Genomic DNA, 20,130 nt, shown 5'->3' with positions numbered 1-20,130 from the left:
GGGTTCATTTTGAAGCGAACAAATCGACCTTGAAGACGGTGGTGGCGATGACCACCGGCAGCAGGATGACGGCGACCAGCACCAGGCCATAGGCCGAGGCATAGGCCATCAGGCCGGAATCGATCAGCCGGAAGATCTGGATCGGCAGGGTCTCGCGGCCGCCGGAATAGACGAGCAGCGAGGCCGAAAGCTCCGAGACCGTGGTCGTCCAGGTGAGGATCGCGGCGGAGGCGACGGCGGGCAGCATCATCGGCAGCACGACCCGCAGGAAGGTGCGCAGCGGCGGCGAGCCGAGGCTGATCGAGGCCTCCTCGATCGAGTTCGGGATATTGTGCAGGATTGCCTGGCCGTTGCGCATGCCGAAGGGCATGCGGCGGATGACATAGGCGAGCACGATGATCGTCGAGGTGCCGGTCATCGCAAGGAAGCCGCCGTTGAAGGAAGCGAGCAGGCCGACGCCGAGCACCGTGCCCGACAGCGCCAGCGGAATGGCCGAGACATAGTCGATCAGCGGCGTCATCAGGTTCGGCTTCTTGACGACGAGGTAGCTGACCAGCGTCGAGAAAGCGACCGAAATGACCGTGGCGATGCCGGCATAGAGGATGGAATTGACGAGCGGGCCGGGCGCGGTGATGAAGACGCGCGCCATGTTGTCGAGCGTCCATTCGCCCCAGCGCATGACCGGGCCGCGCGACACCGTGAAGGCGCCGACGGCGATCGTCACGAGCGGCAGGAGCGAGATGGCGACGACGATGCCGGCCGCGCCGCTGACGAGCACGCCTTGCGCACCCCTCAGCGGCTGCGGCTTGGCCCCCCTCCCCTGGACGACTTCATAGCGGCCCCTGGCGATGATGCGGCGGTTGATGAAAAGCACGGCCATGACGATCAGCACCGAGACGCTGGCAAGCGTGCTCTGCATGGTGAGGTTGCTTGCGCCCTCGGCGACGGCCGCCTGGTAGATCGCCACCGACAGCAGTGGCACATTGTGGCCGAGAATGGTGGAGATGGCGAAATTGCCGATGACCATGGTGAAGACGAGCAGCGCCGAGGCGAGGATCGCCGGCCGGATGACCGGCAGCATGACATGCATGCGCGAGCGGGCCGGCGCGGTGCCGAGGCTCTGGGCGGCCTCTTCCAGCTGTGCGTCGAACTTTCCGATGGCGGCCACCGTGCCGATATAGACATAGGTGTAATAGATGAAGCTCATCGAGGTGATGAGACCGAACCAGCCGTAGAAGCTCGGAATGAGAATGCCGTAGCCCTTGAGGAAGCGGGTGATGACGCCGTTGTTGCCGAGGATCATCAGCCAGGTCTGCGCCGTCACCACTTCGGGAATGACGAGTGTAATGAGCGGCAGCAGCGTGATGAACAGCTTGCCGCGGAAGCGGTAGCGCGCCGAGACATAGGCGAGCGGCACGCCGATCAGCGTGGAGAACAGCGTGACGACGGTAGCAAGCACCAGCGTGTTGCCGATTGCCGCAAGGCCCTTGCTGTCCTCCATGAGCTGCAGCCAGCCCGAACGGCCTTCGCCGACGAAACTCGCGGTAAAGATATAGAGCAGCGGATAGAGCACGAAGACGCCGAGAAGGGCGAGTGCGAGGGCCGAAAGCCAGGGCCAGGGCGTGCGGAAAGTCGAGTGGTTCATGAGCGGATCACCCGTGCGGCAACGGGGTCGAAGCCCAGATGGATGGACGCGCCCGGCTGGAAGGCATCATGTCCCGCGCCGTGCATTTCGGCATTGAGCAGAAGGCCGCCGGCGCATTCGACGCTGTAGCTGGTGCGCGACCCCAGATATTGCCGGCCGCGAACGGTCGCGGGCAGCGATTGCCGGCCGCCAACGGGGGCTGCGGAAATCTTCAGGTCTTCCGGCCGCAGAACGAGCAGGCCGCGCTCAGCCGGCCCGTCCAGGGCGTCGGTCGCTACGAGGCGACGGCCGGCGAGTTCGACCTCAACGAAGCCGCTCGAAACCGGGCGGACGGGGACTTCGGTGCGATTGGCCGCGCCGACGAAATCGGCGACATAGCCGGTGCGCGGCGTCGCATAGATCTCCTGCGACGTGCCGAGCTGCTCGACCTTGCCCTTGTTCATCACGCCGATCAGGTCGGACATGGAAAGGGCCTCTTCCTGGTCATGCGTCACGAAGACGGTGGTGATGTTGGCCTCGCGCTGCAATTCGATGATCGTCTCGCGGATCTGCACGCGCAGCTTCGCGTCGAGATTGGAGAGCGGTTCGTCCATCAAGAGCACGGCCGGCTTGATGACGAGAGCGCGGGCGAGCGCCACGCGCTGGCGCTGGCCGCCGGACAGGGCTGCCGGATGGCGCGACAGCAGATGGCCGAGGCCGACGCGCTCCAGCGCGGCCTTCACCTTCTGCTCGACGCCCGGCCCCTTTTCACCGCGGGCGCGAAGGCCATAGGCGACGTTGTCGGCGACGGTCTTGTCGGGAAAGAGCGCGTAATCCTGGAACACCATGCCGATGGCGCGCTTGTGCGGCGGAAGCTCGGTGACATCGCGCCCGCCGAAACGGATCTGTCCGCCGCTTGCCGGCGCAAAGCCGGCAATGGTGCGCAGAAGCGTGGTCTTGCCGCAGCCGGACGGACCGAGCAGCGTGAAGAAGCAACCCTCGGGAATATCGAGGGAGAGGCCCGAAATGACGGTCTCGGCGCCGTATTTCACCGAGAGATTTGAAATCGCTATGCCCATGGGTTCCCCCTTCTTTGGTCTTTGAGGCTTAGGCGTGGACCGGAACGGCCTTCAGGTCCGTGATGAGATCGAGCGCCGCGCGGTGTACCTCCGCATCACCCGCGCCGAGCAGCTGGCCGGAGCTTTCGAGCGTCAGCGGTGCGCCGGCCCAGTCGGTGACGATGCCACCCGCCCCTTCAACGATGGGCCGGAAGGGTGCGAAGTCAAAAACCTTCTGACCGCCATCGATCGCAAGGTCGGTGCGCCCGTCGGCAAGCAGGCCGTAATTGAGGCTTGCCCCGCCATAGGAGCGCGCGCCGGTGACGGCACGCAGCCGGTCGAGCGCCGGACGCTCGGCGGGGGCGAAATAGTCCTGGTTGCTGTTGGTCATGATCGCCTGGCCGATCGAGGGGCAGGCGCGCACGCGGATCGCCCTGCCGTTGCGCGTCGTCTGCCGGCCTTCGGCGCCGATCCAACGGGAGTCGATGGCGGGAATATCGATGATGCCGAGCCGCGGCACGCCACCGACGGCGAGCGCGATCAGCGTGCCGTAATAGGGCAGACCGGCGATGAAGGCCGTCGTGCCGTCGATGGGATCGAGCACCCAGACATGGTCGCTGCCGGGGCGCAGCCAATCGCGCTCCTCGCCGATGATGCCATGGGTGGGATAGCGGGCGGAGATCATCTCGCGCAGACGGTCCTCGATCAGGATGTCCATGGCCGTGACGAGGCTGCGGTCCGGCTTCACCGAGACGTCGACATGCGCCATGTCGTTTTCGCTCAGAACCGCGCGGGCGACATCCGCCAGTTCTACGGCGAAGGCGACATGCTGGTCTTCGATGAGGGCGGCGCTGGTCATTCTCTTTTCGACGCTTTCCCGGTTTTCGGACAGCCGCCATCGCGCCCGCACAGGATGCAGGGTGACGCGCCGGCGATGCTCTCCGACTGATTGAAGGATTTGGCTGGACCGTTTTTCGGCCTCTGCAATCTTCCTACATGCATTTCATCAATGTGGCAATATGTGTTTTAGTTGGCAAATTGAGTTTTTATGCGGCAGAACACATGGTTCTTGTGGCAAAGCGAGGCATCGCGTATCAAGGCTTGTCTAGGGAGGCTTTCAGGATGTGGCAGGAAGAGCGTCAGCAAAAAATCCGGTCACTGCTTGCAGCCTACGGCCAGGTGTCGATCGACCGCATCGTCGAGGATTTCGGCGTGTCGCGCGAAACCATCCGCCGCGACCTCATGGAGATGGAGGTGGCCGGCGAACTTCGACGGGTGCGCGGCGGCGCCATTCCAATGGAAGCGCGGGAGGATACGACCTTCGGCGTGCGCATCACGCTGCGCCAGCAGGAGAAGCGCACGATCTGCGCCACGGCGCTCGGCTTTCTCGAAAGCGGCCAGACGATCTTCATGGATGCCGGTGCGACGACGTCCACCATGGCCGAGGCGCTGGCCGGTCCGACCGGCCTCACCAACCTCACCATCCTCACCAACTCCGTCGACGTGGCGAGCCAGCTGGCGGAGCGGCCCGGCGATCTCTCCCGCGGCACCCGCGTCATTCTGCTTGCAGGAAATGTAAAACAAGACCCGATGGAGACCTACGGCGAGGCGACGATCAACGACATCCAGCGCTATCGCGCCGATGTCGCCCTGCTCGCCCCCTGGGGTGTCGATGCGACGATGGGCGCGATGAACTACTTTCTGCATGGCGCCGAGATCGCCCGTGCCATGGTGCGCCATTCCGGTCGCACGATCATCCTAGCCGATCACTCCAAGATCGGCGTCGTCAGCCGCTCGGTGTTCTGCGAGACCGGTGAAATGGCCCACCTCATCACCGATGCAAAAGCCCGCCAGAAATCGGGCTTCGAAGCCCTTGCCGAGGCCGTGCCCGGCCTTGTGGTCGCAGGCGAGTAGGATACGGGCTACATAGAAAAAGAAAATGTAGCTTACCTACATTTATTTTGACAAATGTAGATTTCTTAATTATATCGACAATCACGCACGGTGAGTGAGACCTGAAAGCCCACAAAGCTTTGGCAGGGGCCGTGGCGTTCACCTGGAGGAAATCGATAGTGAAACGCCGTTTCGCGCTGGCTTCAGCGCTTGCAGTCCTGTGCTCGCATGTCTTTTCGGCCGGTGGCGCCGAGGCTGCGGGAATGACCGTTTATTGCCCGATGTCGGAAGACGATTGCGGCGCCGTCCTGAAGGCCTTCAAGGACGATACCGGTATCGAGGCGCAGTTCGTGCGCATCGGTGCAGGCGAAATCCTGGCCCGTATCCGCGCCGAAAAGGCCAACCCGCAGGCCGGCCTGTGGCTCGCCGGTGCCGCCGACAACTTCATCCAGGCTGCATCCGAAGGCCTGCTCGCCGCACACGAGACCGTCGGCATCAACAAGGTCGACCAGCGCTACACCGACAAGGAAGGCCGCTGGACGCCGATCTCGCTGTCGCCGATCGTCTTCGCCTACAGCCAGCAGGTGCTCGACGAGATCGGCGCCAAGCCGCCGACGAGCTGGAAGTCCTTCGCCGATCCGATCTTCAAGGACGGCGTGGCGCTTGCCCATCCGGCGTCTTCGGGCACAGCCTATGTGGCGCTCGCCTCGATCGTCCAGCTGCTGGGTGAAGAACCCGCCTTCGAGCTGATGAAGGAAGTCGACAAGAACGTGGTGCAGTACACCCGTTCGGGTGTCGCCCCCTCGCGCATGGTCGCCAACAACGAGATCGCGCTCGCCATGGCCTATACGCAGGACATCGAGGCAGCCCTCGCGCAGGGTTATCCGGTCGGTTACTCCTTCCCGGAAGAAGGCACCGGCTTCGAGGTGAATGCCGCCGCGGCCATCGCCAATGCGCCGGAAGAACAGGCCAAGGGTGCGAGCGCCTTCCTCGACTGGATCCTGACCGAAAAGGGCCAGGCCGCCATCGGCGCCACCTTCCGCGGCCCGATCGTGCCGGGCTACAAGAACCCTGAAGCCAAGATCGACCTCTCCAGCGTGAAGATGATCGACTACAACTTCACCTGGGCCGGCGAGAACCGAGCACGCCTGCTGGAGCGCTACGAAAACGACGTGCGCCATAAGGCCGACGCCAAGTAACGGCGGCAGGCCCCACACAGCAGGCAGGAGCATTCCGCTTTTCTCCGAAGCGGAATGCTCTATCTCATTGTCACATGCGATTCCGAGCGGAAACCGTTCTTGGAATTGCCCAAGGAGCCTTCCATGACCCTCGTCTCGCAAGCGACCCAACCCGCAAGGGCCGGGACGTCGCCAGCCTTTCTGCGCAAGATCGTCGTCGATCCCTGGCTGTTCGGCATCTTCGCCGTCGTCACGCTCTCCGTGCTGATCTTCGCGGCGCTACCGATCTTCGTCGTGATGAAGCAGGCGGTCGTCACCGATCACGGTTTCGATCTCGGCGTGCTCGTCGACACGCTGTCCCAGTCCTTCGTCTGGACCTCGCTTTTCAACACGCTGCTGCTCGGCGCCACCTCGGCCATCATCGCCACCGCCGCCGGCTTCCTGCTCGCCTTTTCCGCAACCCGCACCACCATGCCCGGCAAGACCTTCGTGCATGGCGTGGCGCTCTTGCCGATCATCTCGCCGCCCTTCGTCATGGCGCTCGCGGTGGTCATCCTGTTCGGCCGCTCGGGTCTCATCACCCGCGAACTGCTCGGTATCCGCAATGCCAATGTCTACGGCTTCCATAGCCTGGTGTTGATCCAGTCGCTCGCCTTCACGCCCATCGCCTATCTCAACATCCGCGGCATGCTGCAATCCATCGACACGGCGCTGGAAGATGCGTCGGCCTCGCTCGGCGCCTCGCGCTGGACGACTTTCTCGCGGGTGACGCTGCCGCTGGTGACGCCGGCGATCCTTTCCTCGACGCTGCTCGTCTTCGTCAAATCGGTGGAGGACTTCGGCAATCCGATGCTGATCGGCGGCAACTACAACACGCTCGCCGTCGAGGCCTATTCGCAGATGGTCGGCTACTTCAACCTGCAGGCCGGCGCGCTGCTCGCAAGCCTCATGCTGGTGCCGTCCATGACCGCCTTCCTCATCCACCGCTACTGGGTGAGCAAGCGCAGCTACGTGACCGTCACCGGCAAGCCGTCCGCACAGACGATCCGCATTTCCGGCGGGGTTGTCGTGCCGCTGGCGCTCGGCTGCTACGCGATCGTCTTCGCTATCCTGCTGTTCTACCTGACGGTCGTCTACGTCTCCTTCACCAAGCTGCCCGGCGTCAACAACACGCTGACGCTCGACCACTACGCCACCGTCTTCACGGCAGGCTTCCAGACGCTCACCAACTCGTTGCTGCTCGCCGGCATCGCCACCCCGATCACGGCAATCGCCGGCATGCTGATCGCCTATCTTCTGATCCGCAAGGCGTTTCCGGGCAGCTTCCTGCTGCGCTGGGCGACGCTGCTGTCCTTCGCCGCCCCCGGCACCATTCTGGGTATCGGCTATGTCAGCACGTTCAATGCCGCCCCGCTGCTTCTGACGGGCACCGCCTTCATCGTCGTTGCCGCCATGGTGGTGAAGAACCTGCAGGTCGGGATCGAGGCCGGTTCCAACCAGCTGCGCCAGATCGACAAGTCGATCGAGGAGGCCTCCGCCATCCTCGGAGCCTCGAACACACGGACCTTCTTCCAGGTCACGCTGCCGCTCCTGAAGCCCGCGCTGTTCACCTCGCTCTCCTATGCGCTCACGCGTTCGCTGACGACGCTCTCGGCGGTGATCTTCCTGGTCTCGGCCAACTGGACGCTGATCACGGTCACCATCCTCTCGCAGGTGGAAACGCTGAAGCTCGGCGTCGCGGCGGCCTATTGCAGCATCCTCGTCTTCGTCGTGCTCGCCATCCTGGCGGTCATGCAGCTCGTTCTCAATTCGACATCGAAGAGGTAATCCCCATGTCGAAAGTCATCTTCTCCAATATCACCAAGCGCTTTCCGGGCGTTGCCGGCGCCACCGCCGTCGACAAGCTGAACCTCACCATCGAGGAAGGCACGCTCGTCACCCTGCTCGGCCCCTCCGGCTGCGGCAAGACGACGACGCTGCGCATGCTCGCCGGCTTCGAGACGCCATCGGACGGCACCATCACTATCGGCGGCCGCGACGTCACCAACGTTCCGGTCAATGCCCGCAATGTCGGTATGGTGTTCCAGAGCTACGCCCTCTTCCCGCACATGACGGTGCGCGAGAATGTCGAATACGGCGTGCGCCTGCTCAACCTGCCGAAGGCCGAGATGAAGGACCGCGTCAACAACATCCTCGAGACCATGGCGCTCGCCCAATATGCCGATCGCTCGCCGTCGCGTCTTTCGGGCGGCCAGCAGCAGCGCGTGGCGCTCGCCCGCGCCGTCGTGACCCAGCCGAAAGTGCTGCTGTTCGACGAGCCGCTCTCCAACCTCGACGCACAACTGCGCGAACGCATGCGCGACGAGCTGCGGGCCATCCAGCTGCGCCTCGGCATCACCAGCCTCTACGTCACCCACGACCAGAGCGAGGCCATGGCGATCTCCGACCGCGTCGTCGTGATGCGCAACGGCGTGATCGAGCAGGACGACAGCCCGCTCAACGTCTATTCGCGCCCCGGCACCGGCTTCGTCGCCGAGTTCATGGGCAAGGCGAACATTCTTGTCGGCAAGGTCGAGGCGGTCGACGACACGATGGTACGTGTGCGCATCGCCTCGACGGTCGCCTTCACGCTCGCTCGCAACGACCGCGCCTTCAAGGTCGGGCAGGACGTGCGCTGCGTGGTGCGGCCGGAGCATATCCGCGTCGATACCGCAGGCACGATGGAGGCGAAGGTGCGCCGCGTCGTCTTCCAGGGCGCATATGTTGAATATCTCACCGATCTCGAAGGCCAGGAATGTGTCTTCCTCGACACGGATTACTACAAGTCCGGCGTCGCCGAAGTCGGCCAGACCGTCAAACTCGCAATCGATAGCCGGCCGGTCTGGGTCCTGCCGGAAAATGAAGCCACCGCATTGGGAAAAGCCGCATGATCCTCATCAAGCCCATGAGCAATGATCTCCACGACATGATCGCGACCGTCGCCTGCGAGGCGGCGCTGGCCGCCGGCATGGTGGCGCACCGGGGCTTCGTCAATGCGAGCCCCGAGACGCTGGCGACGGAACAGAAGGCCGGCTTCTTCGACATCGTGACGGCCTCCGACAAGGCGGCCGAGCGAGCCGCCTGCGATACGATCTGGTCGCGCATCCCGACGTCCCGCATCCTCGGCGAGGAAGGCGGCTGGCAGGGTGAAGGCGACACGACCTGGATCATCGATCCCATCGACGGCACCAGCAATTTCGCCTCGGGCCTGCCCTTCTTCTGCGTCTCGATTGCCGCTTACCACAAGGGCGAACCCGTCTGCGGCGTCGTCTATGATCCGGTGCGCGAGGAACTTTTCCTGGCAAACCAGGGTCGTCTGACGCTGAACGGCAAGAAGGTCGAACCGTTCCTGCGCGGACGCACGGACCGCGAGGTCGAAGTGCTGACCAACGCGCCTTACGAGGGCGAACGGCCCTCCCGCGCGGCACAGGAAGCTCATGCCGATCTCGTCAACTCCTTCCGCGCCGTGCGCCGCCTTGGCTCCTGCGCGCTGCATCTCGCCTATGTGGCCGTCGGCCGCGTCGCTGTCTGCTACGAATCGAAGTTCAGCGCCTGGGACATCGCGGCCGGCATCCAGCTCGTCGAGGCAGCGGGCGGACAGGTCTATGTGCAGGATGCAGCCGGAAGCCGGCTCGAACCCAACGAGGATGCACTGGGCTCGGTAAAAAGGCTCGTTGTCGCGCAGGCCGGTTTTGACTATCAATCGTCCAACCTGTCCAAGCAGATGGAGGACGGGATTCTCTAGCCCTGGGGCAGAAAGCCGCTCATGATACGCGCCACGCCGATGCCGGACCCCGATGGCTTTCATGCTTGACCTGATCAGGCAGTCGCTTGCCCAGTTCACGCCCGCCGAACGCAGGATCGCGGAAGCGATCCTCGATACGCCGAGCACGGCCATCACCTGGTCAATCACTGATGCGGCGCGCATCGCCCAGGTCAGCGAGCCCTCGATCATCCGCTTCTGCCGGCGGCTCGATTGCGACGGCTTCCCGGATTTCCGCCTCAAGCTTGCCCAGCAACTGGCCGTGCGCCAGGCGCCGGCAAGCCAGGCAGAAACCGGCGGCGACCCTTTCACCGGCCTCATCGACGACGTCTTCAACCGCGCCGTCGAATCCCTGCGCGAAGCCCGTCACGATCTCGATCTCGAGGGCCTGCGCCGCGCCGTCGATATACTGGCGAAAGCCCGCCGCATCGATGTCTATGGCTATGGCGGCTCCGGGTTCCTGGCAAGCGAAGCGCAGCACCGCCTCGCCTCGCTCGGGATCGCCAGCGTGGCCTATGCAGACCCGACATTGCAGATGGTGTCCGCCCCGCACCTGACGTCTCAGGACGTGCTGTTCGTGCTCTCCTTCTCCGGCCGCACGAGCTACCTTATCTCGAATATGGAAATCGCGAAGAAGGCTGGCGCCCGCATCTTGTCCATCTCGCCGGGCGGGTCCGTCGTCGCCTCGCTCGCCGACGAGAACATCAACCTCAACGCCTACCGCGCCTCCGGCCATTCCCTCATCGTGCCCACCGGACGGGCGCCGATGTATGTGATGCTCGACGTGCTCTTCGCCCTGCTGGCGCGCCGGCAGAACAGCGCTTCAGCATAGCGGTCAACAGGCCCCGCGCCGCTCGACAACCGGCCGTGTCTGCGCAAGCAGGAACGCCTGCGTCTGCGGGCTTATATGGGCGAGCAGAGCGTCCCGGACGCGGATATGATAGTCGTCCAGAAAGGCGATTTCGCCGGGGCTGAGCGCATCGAGATCGGCCATCGTAAGATCGACAGGCGCAAGCGTCAGCGAGGCGAAGCGGCAGAAGCCCGGACCATCAGCCACAACTTCCACCTGGTTTTCGATGCGCATGCCGAAGGCGCCCTGTTTGTAGTAGCCGGGTTCCACCGTCATGATGGTGCCGGGCTCCAGGACATGAAGGTTCGGCTTGCGGTCGAAGCGATGCGGATATTCATGGACCAGCAGATTGTGACCAACGCCGTGGCCGGTGCCGTGGTCGTAGTCGAGGCCCACATCCCAGAGCGGGCGGCGTGCGAAGGCATCCAGCTGGTGGCCCTGCGTTCCCGCCGGAAAGCGCGCGGACATCAGGGAAATGAAACCCTTGAGCACGGCCGTATAGGCTATCTTCATTTCTTGCGTCGGCGTTCCCAGCATCACCGTGCGCGTGAGATCTGTGGTCCCGTTGAGATATTGCCCGCCGGAATCCACCAGATAGGGGGCGGCCGTATCGATGGGCGCATCCGTCTCCGCGCTGGCCGCATAGTGGCACATGGCGGCGTTGGCGCCGGCGGCGGAGATGGTGCGGAAGCTTGACTCAAGGAAACCCGGCCGCTCTCTCCGGAAAGCCAGCAGCCGGGCTTCGGCGCCGAGTTCGGTCAGCGGGCGGGCCTCCTTTAGCCGGGCCGGCACTTCCGATGCAAGCCAGGCAAGGAACTCGGTGACCGCGATGCCGTCCTCCAGATGGCAATCCCGAAAACCCTGCAATTCGGCCAGTGTCTTCCTCGCCTTGGCAAGGGTGATCGGGCTGGTCTGCGACGCAATCCGGCCGCCGGCCGCAAGCACGGCTGCCCGCACAGCCTGCGGTGCGAAATCTGCATCGATCGCCACGGTCCTTTCCGCCGTCGCCTCGGCAAGGCGATCGAGAAAACGCTCCGGCGGCGACAGGGTCACGCCGTCCAGTTCGTAGGCATCGAGATCGTTGCCGAGCTTGCGGCGATCGACGAACCATTCGAGGCCGTTATCGGCACCCAGCAGCAGAAAGGAATGCGGCACCGGATTCATCGGGACATCCGAGCCCCGCACATTGAGCAGCCAGGCGATATTGTCCGGCAGGGTCTCGACCAGAAGGTCCGCCCCGCTCTGCCGAATGCCATCGGCGATCCGCGCTCGTTTGTCCGATGCGGTTTCCCCGGCGACCTGCGGCGGCATGGCCCTGATCGCGCCCAGCGGACGTGGCGGACGATCGCGCCACACCGCATCGAAGGGATCGGCCTCAAGCGCGACCAGATCCGCATGGGCGGCAGTGCAGCCTTTGACCAGACGGTCGTAAAGGCTCCCGCCCACCAGCATCGCATCGATGCCGATGCGCCAGCCGCTTTGCGCGTGCTGCCCAAGCCAGCGGTCGAGCGGATCGTCGTGCAGGTGATGCACCTCGAAGCGAGAGGGATCGACCTCCTGGCGCACCTGCACCTGATAGCGTCCGTCGACGAAGATGAGCGCCCGGTCCTTCAACACCAGGGCCAGTCCGGCCGAACCGGAAAAACCGCTGAGATAACGCAGGCAATCGTCGTGTGGCGCCGTCACCTCGCTCTGGTGGGCATCGGTGCGCGGCACGATCAGTCCGTCCAATCCGGACGCGTCGAGCCAGCCGCGAAGCGCCGCAAGCACCGGCGCACGGTCATTCATCGTCATGTCTTTTACTTTCGTTCAGCGGCCGGTCTTCAGCGGACCGCCCTTTTCGGCCACCATCGCGACGAGCCGGTCGAAGACGGCGCCGGACTGGCGGATGCCGTCATGTTCGAATTCATTGGTGATCCAGACATCCAGATTGCCGACGGCGCTCGCGGTCTGAAGCGAGATTCCGGCATCGACATACATGTCGTCGTGATAGACGACCGCTGCGAGCGGCACGGTGTTCTCGGCGAGGCGCGACTTGTCGTAGAGCCGGCTGTAGTGCGGACGGCGGGCGAGCACCTCGGCGGCGGCGCGGAAGGGTTTGAGCAGCGCAACCTCCTCGAACATCGACGGGTAAATCATCTCGCCGGTGAAGAGCAGCGGTCTTGCTTTGGCGTCGAATTCCGGGAATTCTGCTAGCAGCCGCTCGGCCGACCAGGCGGTCGCTCCCTCGCCCTGCCCGTAGATCGCCTCGTGGATCACGGCGAACAGCGGGTTGCCATGATAGGCCGTGGCTTGCATGACCGAACCAAGGAACTGGTCGGACAGGCGATCGGGCGCGGCAAAGGCTTCGTCGAGCAGCCAGTGGATATTCTCGAAGCCCGGTCCCATGCCGAAATCGAGGCCAAGGCTCTGAAAGCGACGAACCGAAAGGCGGTCACCATCCGGCAGCATGACGGGATTGGCGTCGATGAAATCCGCGATGCGGGCGACCAACGCCTTGTCGTCTGGATAGCGCTTGTAGAAGATCTCGTTCTTGGCACGCACGCGCGGGTAGGTGTGGCGGTAGACCTCGTCAGCGGATGGATCGAGGCTCGGGATGCCGCCGGCGACATAGCACGCCGACAGGCCTTCCGGCGCGCGGCTGAGATAGGTCAGCGTCAGGAAGCCGCCATAGCTCTGACCCAGAGTCTGCCAGCGCTCGCCGCCGAAAGTGGTCTTTCTGAAGTGCTCGAGATCGTCGACGATGGAATCGGCGCGGAAGCACGCGAGGTAATCCGCACCCGCTTCACCGTCGAAGCCGGCAATGGTCGCCGCGTCGACGGGTGTGGAGCGGCCGGTGCCGCGCTGGTCGGGCAGGATGATGCGGTGCGTCTTCAGCGCCTTGGCGAGCCAGGAGGGGCTGCTCTTCGTCGGGCGCGGGGATTTGCCGCCCGGCCCGCCCTGCAGAAAGCAGAGAAGCGGCAGCGCCTCGTCCTTGCGGGCGGGATCGACCACCTCGCGGGCGAAGAACTCGATGCTCCTGCCCTCGGGCTTCGACCAGTCGAGCGGTACGGTCACGACATGATCGCGCACATGCAGGCCGGGGATGGTGTATTCGGAGACGATCATGAAAATTTCCTTCCTTGCCGCCTGTCGCGCGACGAATTCAACGGACGCGCGGATCGAGCAGCACGTAAAGCAGGTCGACCACAATATTGGCAATGACGATGAACAGGCCGCCGAGCAGCACGACGCCGATGATGATCGGCCGGTCCTGGTTGGCGACCGCCTGTACCGCAAGCGCGCCGACGCCTTGCAGGCCATAGACCTGCTCGATGACGATGACACCGCCCAGAAGAAGGGCGATATCGGCGCCGAGCTGCGTGACGAGCGGCGTCAGTGCGGCGCGCATGCCATGCTTCCAGACCACCCGGCGTTCCGTCAGGCCCTTGGCGCGGGCGGTGCGGATATAGTCCTCGCCCATCACGTCGAGCATCTGCCCACGCGTGAGACGGGCATAGATCGCCGCCATGGTCATCGCCAGCGTCATCCAAGGCAAGGCGAGATGCCAGGCCCAGAGCGCGGGATTGGACGCGAGCGCCTTGTAGCCGCCGGCCGGGAACAGCGTGAAGCCGGCCTGTTTCGGCAAGAAATAGAGCAGGTAGAGCGACATCATGCCGAGCACGAAGGTCGGGAAACTGAGACCGACGAGGATGAAGGCCTGCCCCAGCCGGTCGCGCAGGCTGCCGACATGCCGCGCCGACATGATGCCGATCGGCACGCCGATGGAGAGCCACAGCACCGCCCCGCCCAGCACCAGCGACAGCGTCACGGGAATGCGTCGGAGGATGATCGGCGCGACCGGCTGCTGGTTGCGGTAGGAGAAGCCGAGATCACCCGACAGCGCCTTCTGCATGAAGGCGCCGTATTGCACGACGATCGGCCGGTCGACGCCGAGATTCTTGCGGATCTGCGCAAGCTGGCTTTCGGTCGCCTTGTCGCCGGCGATCATGCGGGCGGGATCGCCGGGTGCGACGAAGAACAGGAAGAAGACGAAGGCCGAGAGGACGAGCAGAACGCCTGCGCCAAAACCGATGCGATGGGTGAGGAAACGGATCATGGCTTGGCTCCTGCCTTCGGCCGGCGCTTGAGGCGGCGCAGGGTGCGGGCGCTTTTCGGGTCGAGCGCATCGCGCAACCCGTCGCCGAGAATGTTGAAGGCGAGCGTCGTCATGAGCAGCGCCGTGCCGGGCACGAAGATCAGCCACCAGGCGACGAGATAGAGCGAGTTGGAGGACGCATCCGCCAGCATGCCGCCCCAGCTCGGCGTCGGCGGCACAATGCCCATGCCGAGGAAGGAGAGCGTCGCCTCGAAGACGATGGAATTGGGGATCTGCATGGTCGTGTAAACGATGATCGGCACGGCGAGATTGGGCAGGATATCGACCACCATGATCGACAGGGGTCCGGCACCGAGCGAGCGGCTGGCCAGCACGAAGTCCTGCCGGCGCAGCGAGATCACCTGGCCGCGGATGACACGCGCCATCGGCGCCCAGCTGAAGAACACGATGACGGCGACGGACAGCGTCAGGCTCGGCCCGAAGGCCGAGACCAGCGCCAGCGCGCAGAGCAGGAAGGGTACGCTCATGACGAGGTCGGTCAGGCGGCTGAGAACCAGATCGACCGTGCCGCCGAAATAGCCTGCCGTCGTGCCGACGACGACGGCGATCAGCGAGGCGAGCAAGGAAGCGAAGACACCGACAAGCAGCGACACCCGCGCACCATAGGCAAGCCGGACCAGCACGTCGCGGCCGAGCTGGTCGGTGCCGAACCAGAATTCGCCGCCGGGCCCGACCGGAATGCCAGCCGGCGACAAGCCGGTCTCGCGGAACTGCTCGATGGGTGAATGGCCGGTGATATCAGCCACCCAGGGGGCGATGACGGCGAGCACGATGATTGCGAAAATCACGCACAATGCGACAATACTGGCCGTGTCGCGCCGGAGCCGCCGCACCGTCAGCGCGAAGGAGCCGCGCTGGACGATTTCGGTCTGCGGCGAAGGTTCGTTCGTCGTCACGTCGCTCATGATGCCACCTGTGTTTCGACCAGCGATCGGCGGTCGGCTTCCGCAAAGGCCGGCAGCGTCTTGGAGGCCGACAGCAGCGTCCGCGTATAGTCGTGCTGCGGATCGGCAAACAGCCGCTCGGCCGTCTCCATTTCGACGATGCGTCCGCCCTGCATCACCGCGATGCGGTCGCAGACATGGCGCACCACCGAAAGGTCGTGGGAAATGAAGAGATAGGTCAGGCCGAGATCGCGCTGCAATTCGCGCAGCAGGTTGAGCACCTGCGCTTGGATCGAGACGTCGAGCGCGGAAACCGGCTCGTCACAGATAATCAGCGCCGGATTGAGCGCCAGCGCCCGGGCGATGCCGATCCGCTGGCGCTGACCGCCGGAAAATTCGGCCGGGAAGCGATTGTAGTGCTCGGGGTTGAGCCCGACGCGTTCCATCAGATGCCGCACCTTTTCCTTTCGCTCCTCGCCTTTGGCAAGGCCATGCAGGCGGAAGGGATCGCCGATGATGGCGCCGACACGGCGGCGCGGATTGAGCGAGCCGAAGGGATCCTGGAAGACGAGCTGCACCTCCCGGCGCATCTCCCGCCATTGCCGGGCGTCGAGCGTGCCCATGTCGCGGCCGAGCACGCGCACGCGGCCGGAGGTGGCGGGCACAAGGCCGGCAACGATCCGCGCCAGCGTGGATTTTCCGCAGCCGCTTTCGCCGACAAGCCCGATGGTCTCGCCGCGTCCGACGGTGAGGTTCACGCCCTTCAGCACATCCAGCGCGCGCTTGGGGCCGAAGAAGCTGCCGACATGATAGGTCAGGCAGACATCCTCGATCTCCGCCACCGGCTCCGGAGACCCGACCTTCTCGACGGTCGTCGCGGCCTTGGCGGCCGGCCGAGCGGTGCTTGCGCCTTCCTCCAGCCAACAGAGGGCTTCGACACCGTCGCTGTAGCGGCGCAGCGGCGGCGGCTCGCTGGAACAGTGCGGCAAGGCCTCCGTGCAACGAGGCGCGAAGACGCAACCGGCGGGCGTGGCGAGCAGGCTCGGCGGTCGGCCGCCGATCGGCGCAAGCTCGGTGCCGGGCCGGTAGCTGGCCGGCGTCGAGCGCAGGAGGCCGGCCGTATAGGGATGGGCTGGCGCGCGGAAAACATCCGCCGCCCGGCCGTATTCCAACCGGTGCCCGGCATACATCACCATCACATCGTCGGCGACGCTCGAAAGCAGGCCGAGATCGTGGGTGATGAGGATGACGGTGGTGCCGAAATCGCGGCGCATGGTGTCGAGCAACGCCACGATCTGCGCCTGCACGGTGACGTCGAGCGCCGTGGTCGGCTCGTCGGCGATGACGAGCGCCGGCTTCAGGATCAGCGCCATGGCGATCATCACGCGCTGCCGCATGCCGCCGGAAAACTGGTGCGGATAGTCGTCGAAGCGTTCGGCCGGTGCGGGAATGCCGACCTTGCCGAGCATGTCGACCACGCGCGCCCGCGCATCCGCCGGGCTGATCGTCTCATGCGCGTGCAGCACCTCGGCGATCTGCGCGCCGATGGTGTAGAAGGGATGCAGGCTCGACAGCGGATCCTGGAAGATCATGCCGATGCGCCCGCCGCGCAGGCGCCGCATTTCCTCCTGCGGGAGGCCGATGAGGTTGCGTCCCTCGAACCAGACTTCGCCGCCGATATCGGCATTGGGCAGAAGCCCCATCACCGCCTGGGTGAGCACGCTTTTGCCCGAGCCTGACTCGCCGGCAATGCCGAACAGCGATCCCGGCTTGATGGAGAAGGAGACATTGCGCACCGCATGCACGGTGCCGTCTTCCGTCGGAATATCGACGGTAAGACCCTTCGCTTCGAGAATAGCCAAGCCAGAACCCGTTCGTCTGCAGAGGAAAGGAAGTGCCGGCGACGACCCCGCGCCGGCTGCTGCGGTTTCAGCCGATCAGCGCTCGAGCCAGAGATTGGTCCAGTCGCCTTCGACGCCCAGCGCATAGGGCTGGAAGTTCCTGACCGCCTCGCTGCGGTAGCGCGGGTTTTTGTTGGCGATCAGCGGCACGACCGGCGCATCGGCCATGACGAGTTCGTCGACCTCGGCCCAGAGCTTGCCCGTCTCCTCCGGCGTCGTGGCATTGATCGCCTTGGCAGCGATCTCGTTGGCCTTCGGGTTGTTGTAGTCGGTGTAGTTGTAGGTCTGGTGCGTGCCGTCGAAGGTGAACTGAGGCTGGAAGACCGAGCGCGCGGCACCGCCTACCCAGTCCGGTGTCCAGCCCACGGGCGCGATGTCCCAGGTGCCGTCCTTGGTGTTGACCGGGTTCGTCATAAACTTGGAATAGTAGTCGGCCGCGGTGACCGGCGTCATTTCCAGCGTGATGCCGGCGCGGGCAAGGCTGGCCTGGATCGTCGCGGCGGTCGCCACTTCCAGGTCCTTGTTGCGATAGGGCATCTTCAGCGTGATGCCATCAGGGAAGCCGGCTTCCTTCAGCAGCGCCTTTGCCTTTTCGGGGTCACCCTTGGCGTCCGTCGAGGGATAGAGGTCGAACTTGTGGTGACCGAGCACGCCGATGCCGAAGATGCCGTTGGCGGGCTCTGCCACCGCCGCGCCACCCCATTGCTGTACGATAGCAGCCTTGTCGACGGCATATTGCAGCGCCTGGCGCACGCGCAGGTCCTTCAGCGCGCCCTTGTTGTTGTCCGAGACCGTGTTGATGAACAGGAAGTTCGTATTGCCGGCGGACATGGCCGTCAGCTTCTCGTCGCCGGTGGCGGCAAGCGTCGAGAGGATCGCGGTCGGCACGTTGATGTCGTAGGCGAGATCGCCGTCGCCCGACTGGAGCTGCTGCATGATCGCATCGGCCTGCATGCCCATGGTGATGTCGATCTCGTCGACATAGGCCTTGCGCAACGGATCGCTCTCAGCCTTCCAGGCCGGGTTGCGCACCAGTTTCAGGCTGGTATCGGGCGTATATTCGCCAATCGTGTAAGGGCCGCTGCCGATGAAATTGGCGCGGTATTCCGGGCTGTCGGGAAGGTAGTCCAGCGTCTCGATGGCCGCTGGCGCGGGCATCGGCAGGGAGAGCATATAGACAAAATCGCCGGCCCGCTCCTTGAGCTTGAAGACGACGGTCTTGTCGTCGGGCGTCTCGATGCCCGAGACGTCGTTGCCTTCCATATAGACCTTCATCGCCGCCGGTGTCGGCTCGACCTTGGCAAAGCCGTCGCAGAATTCCGTCAGACCGGAAATCAAGGCGGTAAAATAGGTCAGTGTTGCAGCCTGCATATGCGGATTGCAAAGCCGCTTGAAACCGCGCTCCACATCGGCCGAGGTGATCTGGCGCGCGCCGGAAGGCGCATTCCACATCGCGCCGTCGCGCAGGGTGAAGGTGTAGGTCAGGCCGTCGGCGCTCGGCTGCGGAACCTCGATTGCGAGATCCCCGACCGGCTTGATCGCAATGTCCGGATCGGTGGACGCCTCGTAGCTGACGAGCTGGCGGGAAATCGCGCGCATGAGATTGTTCGTCGTCACCATGCCGGCAAGCGTCGGATCCATATGGTCGGGCTCGCCCGTCGCCAGAATACGCAGCACACCCCCGGTCTGCGGCTCCTCCTGCGCCAGCACGGTGCCAGTCTGCAGCGCGCCGATCACGGCCGCCGTCGCCATCAGAATCGTCCAGTTCTTGTGCATCCGCATGGGGGCTCCTCCCTTGAGCTTTATCCTCACTGCGCAGAGTTGTTGCTCAAAAATTGAACCAATGCAAAAGAAATTGAAGGCTTGTGGTAAAATTTTTATAGGGGTACGAAACCGTGGATACAGATGCGGCCGCAAGCGCGAGAATTCGCTGGATGGCATCGACATTGCCGGTGGCGTGGCTCATATTTCGGCGGATTTCGAACCGGTCCGCAAACGGGTGTTGTAATGTCGCCAGAGGCGAAAGCGAGAAAGAAGGACGTGGCAGACAGCGTTGCGGAAGAGGCTCTCGGCAAGAAGATACGCAAGCGTCGCCGTGCGATGGATATGACGTTGCAGCAGGTTGCCGAGCGCGTCGGGCTTTCCATCGGCTTCCTGTCGCAGGTCGAGCGCGGCACCTCGACGCCGTCGCTTGCCTCGCTGTGCAACATCGCCGAAGCGCTCGGCACGAATATCGATGCCTTCATCAAGGCGCCGCGCCAGTCGGGCTCGGTGTCGCGCCCCGGCGAGCGCGAATCCTTCAGTCTTGGCGATGTCAGGCGGACCTATGAGCTGCTTGGCGCCGGCTTTTCCGGCGCCAAACTGCATCCGACCCTCGTGCGCCGCCGGCCGGGGCATGTGTCGGAGATCATGCACAACGAGGGCGAGGATTTCGTCTATGTACTGGAAGGCTGCATGCTGCTGGAAGTGGGCGGCGAGCGCCACATCCTCAACAAAGGCGACTCCATGCATTTCCAGTCGCATCTCCCACATCGTTCGGCGACGCTCGGTAGCGAAACGACGCTGGAACTGTGGGTGCGCACGCAACCGCTTTTCTCCTGACATCCGATCGAAGGGGTTTACGGCTCCGAATGCCGGCTCCATTCGCCGGGTTCAAGGCGCAGATCGATTGGCCGCCCACACCACCAGCTGCCTCAAGCAATCCTGCTGTGAGAGCTTTTTCTAGCAGCGGCAATTTTCGGGAGTGAAATTAAACCTTTATTGCCCATCTTCAATCTAGAA

17 protein-coding genes are annotated in these 20,130 nt (G+C 64.2%); 8 read left to right on the top strand and 9 right to left on the bottom strand.

The window, feature by feature from the left end:
• Positions 1-4: 4 nt before the first annotated feature.
• From AC27VQ_RS03260 to AC27VQ_RS03250, 3 genes are read right to left on the bottom strand one after another with little or no spacing between them, the layout of a single operon-like run.
• Positions 5-1,645, bottom strand: a complete 1,641-nt coding sequence (locus tag AC27VQ_RS03260; protein ID WP_488715192.1) for an ABC transporter permease — start codon at positions 1,643-1,645, stop codon at positions 5-7.
• Positions 1,642-2,703: an ABC transporter ATP-binding protein gene (locus AC27VQ_RS03255; RefSeq protein WP_488715191.1), complete on the bottom strand. Its 1,062-nt coding sequence runs from the start codon at positions 2,701-2,703 to the stop codon at positions 1,642-1,644. Before AC27VQ_RS03255 ends, AC27VQ_RS03260 begins: the two co-directional genes overlap by 4 nt.
• 28 nt (positions 2,704-2,731) lie before the next feature.
• Entirely contained in the window at positions 2,732-3,541 is an 810-nt protein-coding gene (locus AC27VQ_RS03250) for an inositol monophosphatase family protein (RefSeq protein ID WP_488715190.1), read from the bottom strand.
• 263 nt (positions 3,542-3,804) lie between these two features.
• Here AC27VQ_RS03250 and AC27VQ_RS03245 point away from each other — a divergent pair, with 263 nt between their 5' ends.
• The 6 genes from AC27VQ_RS03245 (at position 3,805) to AC27VQ_RS03220 (ending at position 10,387) form a co-directional block, all read left to right on the top strand.
• On the top strand, positions 3,805-4,596 hold the full coding sequence (locus AC27VQ_RS03245) for a DeoR/GlpR family DNA-binding transcription regulator (protein WP_313531939.1): 792 nt from the start codon (positions 3,805-3,807) through the stop codon (positions 4,594-4,596).
• Between the two features lie 158 nt (positions 4,597-4,754).
• A complete protein-coding gene (locus AC27VQ_RS03240) occupies positions 4,755-5,774 on the top strand; it encodes an ABC transporter substrate-binding protein (RefSeq protein ID WP_488715189.1) in 1,020 nt (339 codons plus the stop codon).
• A gap of 123 nt (positions 5,775-5,897) precedes the next feature.
• Complete coding sequence (locus AC27VQ_RS03235) at positions 5,898-7,580, top strand: ABC transporter permease (RefSeq protein WP_488715188.1); 1,683 nt, start codon at positions 5,898-5,900, stop codon at positions 7,578-7,580.
• 5 nt (positions 7,581-7,585) lie between these two features.
• Positions 7,586-8,683, top strand: a complete 1,098-nt coding sequence (locus AC27VQ_RS03230; RefSeq protein ID WP_488715187.1) for an ABC transporter ATP-binding protein — start codon at positions 7,586-7,588, stop codon at positions 8,681-8,683.
• Positions 8,680-9,537 (top strand): inositol monophosphatase family protein, encoded by an 858-nt coding sequence (locus AC27VQ_RS03225; protein WP_488715186.1) that lies wholly within the window; start codon positions 8,680-8,682, stop codon positions 9,535-9,537. Before AC27VQ_RS03230 ends, AC27VQ_RS03225 begins: the two co-directional genes overlap by 4 nt.
• 61 nt (positions 9,538-9,598) lie before the next feature.
• Positions 9,599-10,387 (top strand): MurR/RpiR family transcriptional regulator, encoded by a 789-nt coding sequence (locus AC27VQ_RS03220; protein ID WP_488715185.1) that lies wholly within the window; start codon positions 9,599-9,601, stop codon positions 10,385-10,387.
• 3 nt (positions 10,388-10,390) lie between these two features.
• On the opposite strand, the gene AC27VQ_RS03215 is transcribed toward AC27VQ_RS03220, so the two are convergent.
• From AC27VQ_RS03215 to AC27VQ_RS03190, 6 genes are all read right to left on the bottom strand, one after another.
• Complete coding sequence (locus AC27VQ_RS03215; RefSeq protein WP_488715184.1) at positions 10,391-12,199, bottom strand: aminopeptidase P family protein; 1,809 nt, start codon at positions 12,197-12,199, stop codon at positions 10,391-10,393.
• Between the two features lie 15 nt (positions 12,200-12,214).
• Positions 12,215-13,513 (bottom strand): alpha/beta fold hydrolase, encoded by a 1,299-nt coding sequence (locus tag AC27VQ_RS03210; protein WP_488715183.1) that lies wholly within the window; start codon positions 13,511-13,513, stop codon positions 12,215-12,217.
• A 37-nt stretch (positions 13,514-13,550) separates the two neighbouring features.
• Complete coding sequence (locus AC27VQ_RS03205) at positions 13,551-14,504, bottom strand: ABC transporter permease (protein ID WP_488715182.1); 954 nt, start codon at positions 14,502-14,504, stop codon at positions 13,551-13,553.
• Positions 14,501-15,469 carry an ABC transporter permease gene (locus tag AC27VQ_RS03200; protein ID WP_488715181.1) on the bottom strand — a complete coding sequence of 323 codons (969 nt, stop codon included), beginning with the start codon at positions 15,467-15,469 and terminating at the stop codon, positions 14,501-14,503. Before AC27VQ_RS03200 ends, AC27VQ_RS03205 begins: the two co-directional genes overlap by 4 nt.
• Positions 15,466-17,310, bottom strand: coding sequence for a dipeptide ABC transporter ATP-binding protein (locus AC27VQ_RS03195; RefSeq protein WP_488715180.1), 1,845 nt, complete (start codon positions 17,308-17,310; stop codon positions 15,466-15,468). Before AC27VQ_RS03195 ends, AC27VQ_RS03200 begins: the two co-directional genes overlap by 4 nt.
• A gap of 75 nt (positions 17,311-17,385) precedes the next feature.
• The gene (locus tag AC27VQ_RS03190) at positions 17,386-19,131 is read right to left on the bottom strand and encodes an ABC transporter substrate-binding protein (protein WP_488715179.1); all 1,746 of its coding nucleotides are present in this window, start codon (positions 19,129-19,131) and stop codon (positions 17,386-17,388) included.
• 13 nt (positions 19,132-19,144) lie between these two features.
• Here AC27VQ_RS03190 and AC27VQ_RS03185 point away from each other — a divergent pair, with 13 nt between their 5' ends.
• Together AC27VQ_RS03185 and AC27VQ_RS03180 are read left to right on the top strand one after the other, a co-directional pair.
• Positions 19,145-19,357 carry a hypothetical protein gene (locus AC27VQ_RS03185; RefSeq protein ID WP_488715178.1) on the top strand — a complete coding sequence of 71 codons (213 nt, stop codon included), beginning with the start codon at positions 19,145-19,147 and terminating at the stop codon, positions 19,355-19,357.
• A 32-nt stretch (positions 19,358-19,389) separates the two neighbouring features.
• A complete protein-coding gene (locus AC27VQ_RS03180) occupies positions 19,390-19,950 on the top strand; it encodes a helix-turn-helix domain-containing protein (RefSeq protein ID WP_488715177.1) in 561 nt (186 codons plus the stop codon).
• Positions 19,951-20,130: the final 180 nt, after the last annotated feature.

Source organism: Shinella sp. 20P9.1.1 (assembly GCF_057798995.1).
This window is presented reverse-complemented; position numbering and strand designations above follow the sequence as displayed.

What these genes read in the sequence shown, in the direction of transcription:
- AC27VQ_RS03210 (WP_488715183.1), bottom strand. Translation starts at nt 13,513, where the DNA reads ATGATCGTCTCCGAATACACCATCCCCGGCCTGCATGTGCGCGATCAT.
- AC27VQ_RS03215 (WP_488715184.1), bottom strand. Translation starts at nt 12,199, where the DNA reads ATGACGATGAATGACCGTGCGCCGGTGCTTGCGGCGCTTCGCGGCTGG.
- AC27VQ_RS03220 (WP_488715185.1), top strand. Translation starts at nt 9,599, where the DNA reads ATGCTTGACCTGATCAGGCAGTCGCTTGCCCAGTTCACGCCCGCCGAA.
- AC27VQ_RS03205 (WP_488715182.1), bottom strand. Translation starts at nt 14,504, where the DNA reads ATGATCCGTTTCCTCACCCATCGCATCGGTTTTGGCGCAGGCGTTCTG.
- AC27VQ_RS03190 (WP_488715179.1), bottom strand. Translation starts at nt 19,131, where the DNA reads ATGCGGATGCACAAGAACTGGACGATTCTGATGGCGACGGCGGCCGTG.
- AC27VQ_RS03230 (WP_488715187.1), top strand. Translation starts at nt 7,586, where the DNA reads ATGTCGAAAGTCATCTTCTCCAATATCACCAAGCGCTTTCCGGGCGTT.
- AC27VQ_RS03250 (WP_488715190.1), bottom strand. Translation starts at nt 3,541, where the DNA reads ATGACCAGCGCCGCCCTCATCGAAGACCAGCATGTCGCCTTCGCCGTA.
- AC27VQ_RS03255 (WP_488715191.1), bottom strand. Translation starts at nt 2,703, where the DNA reads ATGGGCATAGCGATTTCAAATCTCTCGGTGAAATACGGCGCCGAGACC.
- AC27VQ_RS03235 (WP_488715188.1), top strand. Translation starts at nt 5,898, where the DNA reads ATGACCCTCGTCTCGCAAGCGACCCAACCCGCAAGGGCCGGGACGTCG.
- AC27VQ_RS03225 (WP_488715186.1), top strand. Translation starts at nt 8,680, where the DNA reads ATGATCCTCATCAAGCCCATGAGCAATGATCTCCACGACATGATCGCG.
- AC27VQ_RS03200 (WP_488715181.1), bottom strand. Translation starts at nt 15,469, where the DNA reads ATGAGCGACGTGACGACGAACGAACCTTCGCCGCAGACCGAAATCGTC.
- AC27VQ_RS03245 (WP_313531939.1), top strand. Translation starts at nt 3,805, where the DNA reads ATGTGGCAGGAAGAGCGTCAGCAAAAAATCCGGTCACTGCTTGCAGCC.
- AC27VQ_RS03260 (WP_488715192.1), bottom strand. Translation starts at nt 1,645, where the DNA reads ATGAACCACTCGACTTTCCGCACGCCCTGGCCCTGGCTTTCGGCCCTC.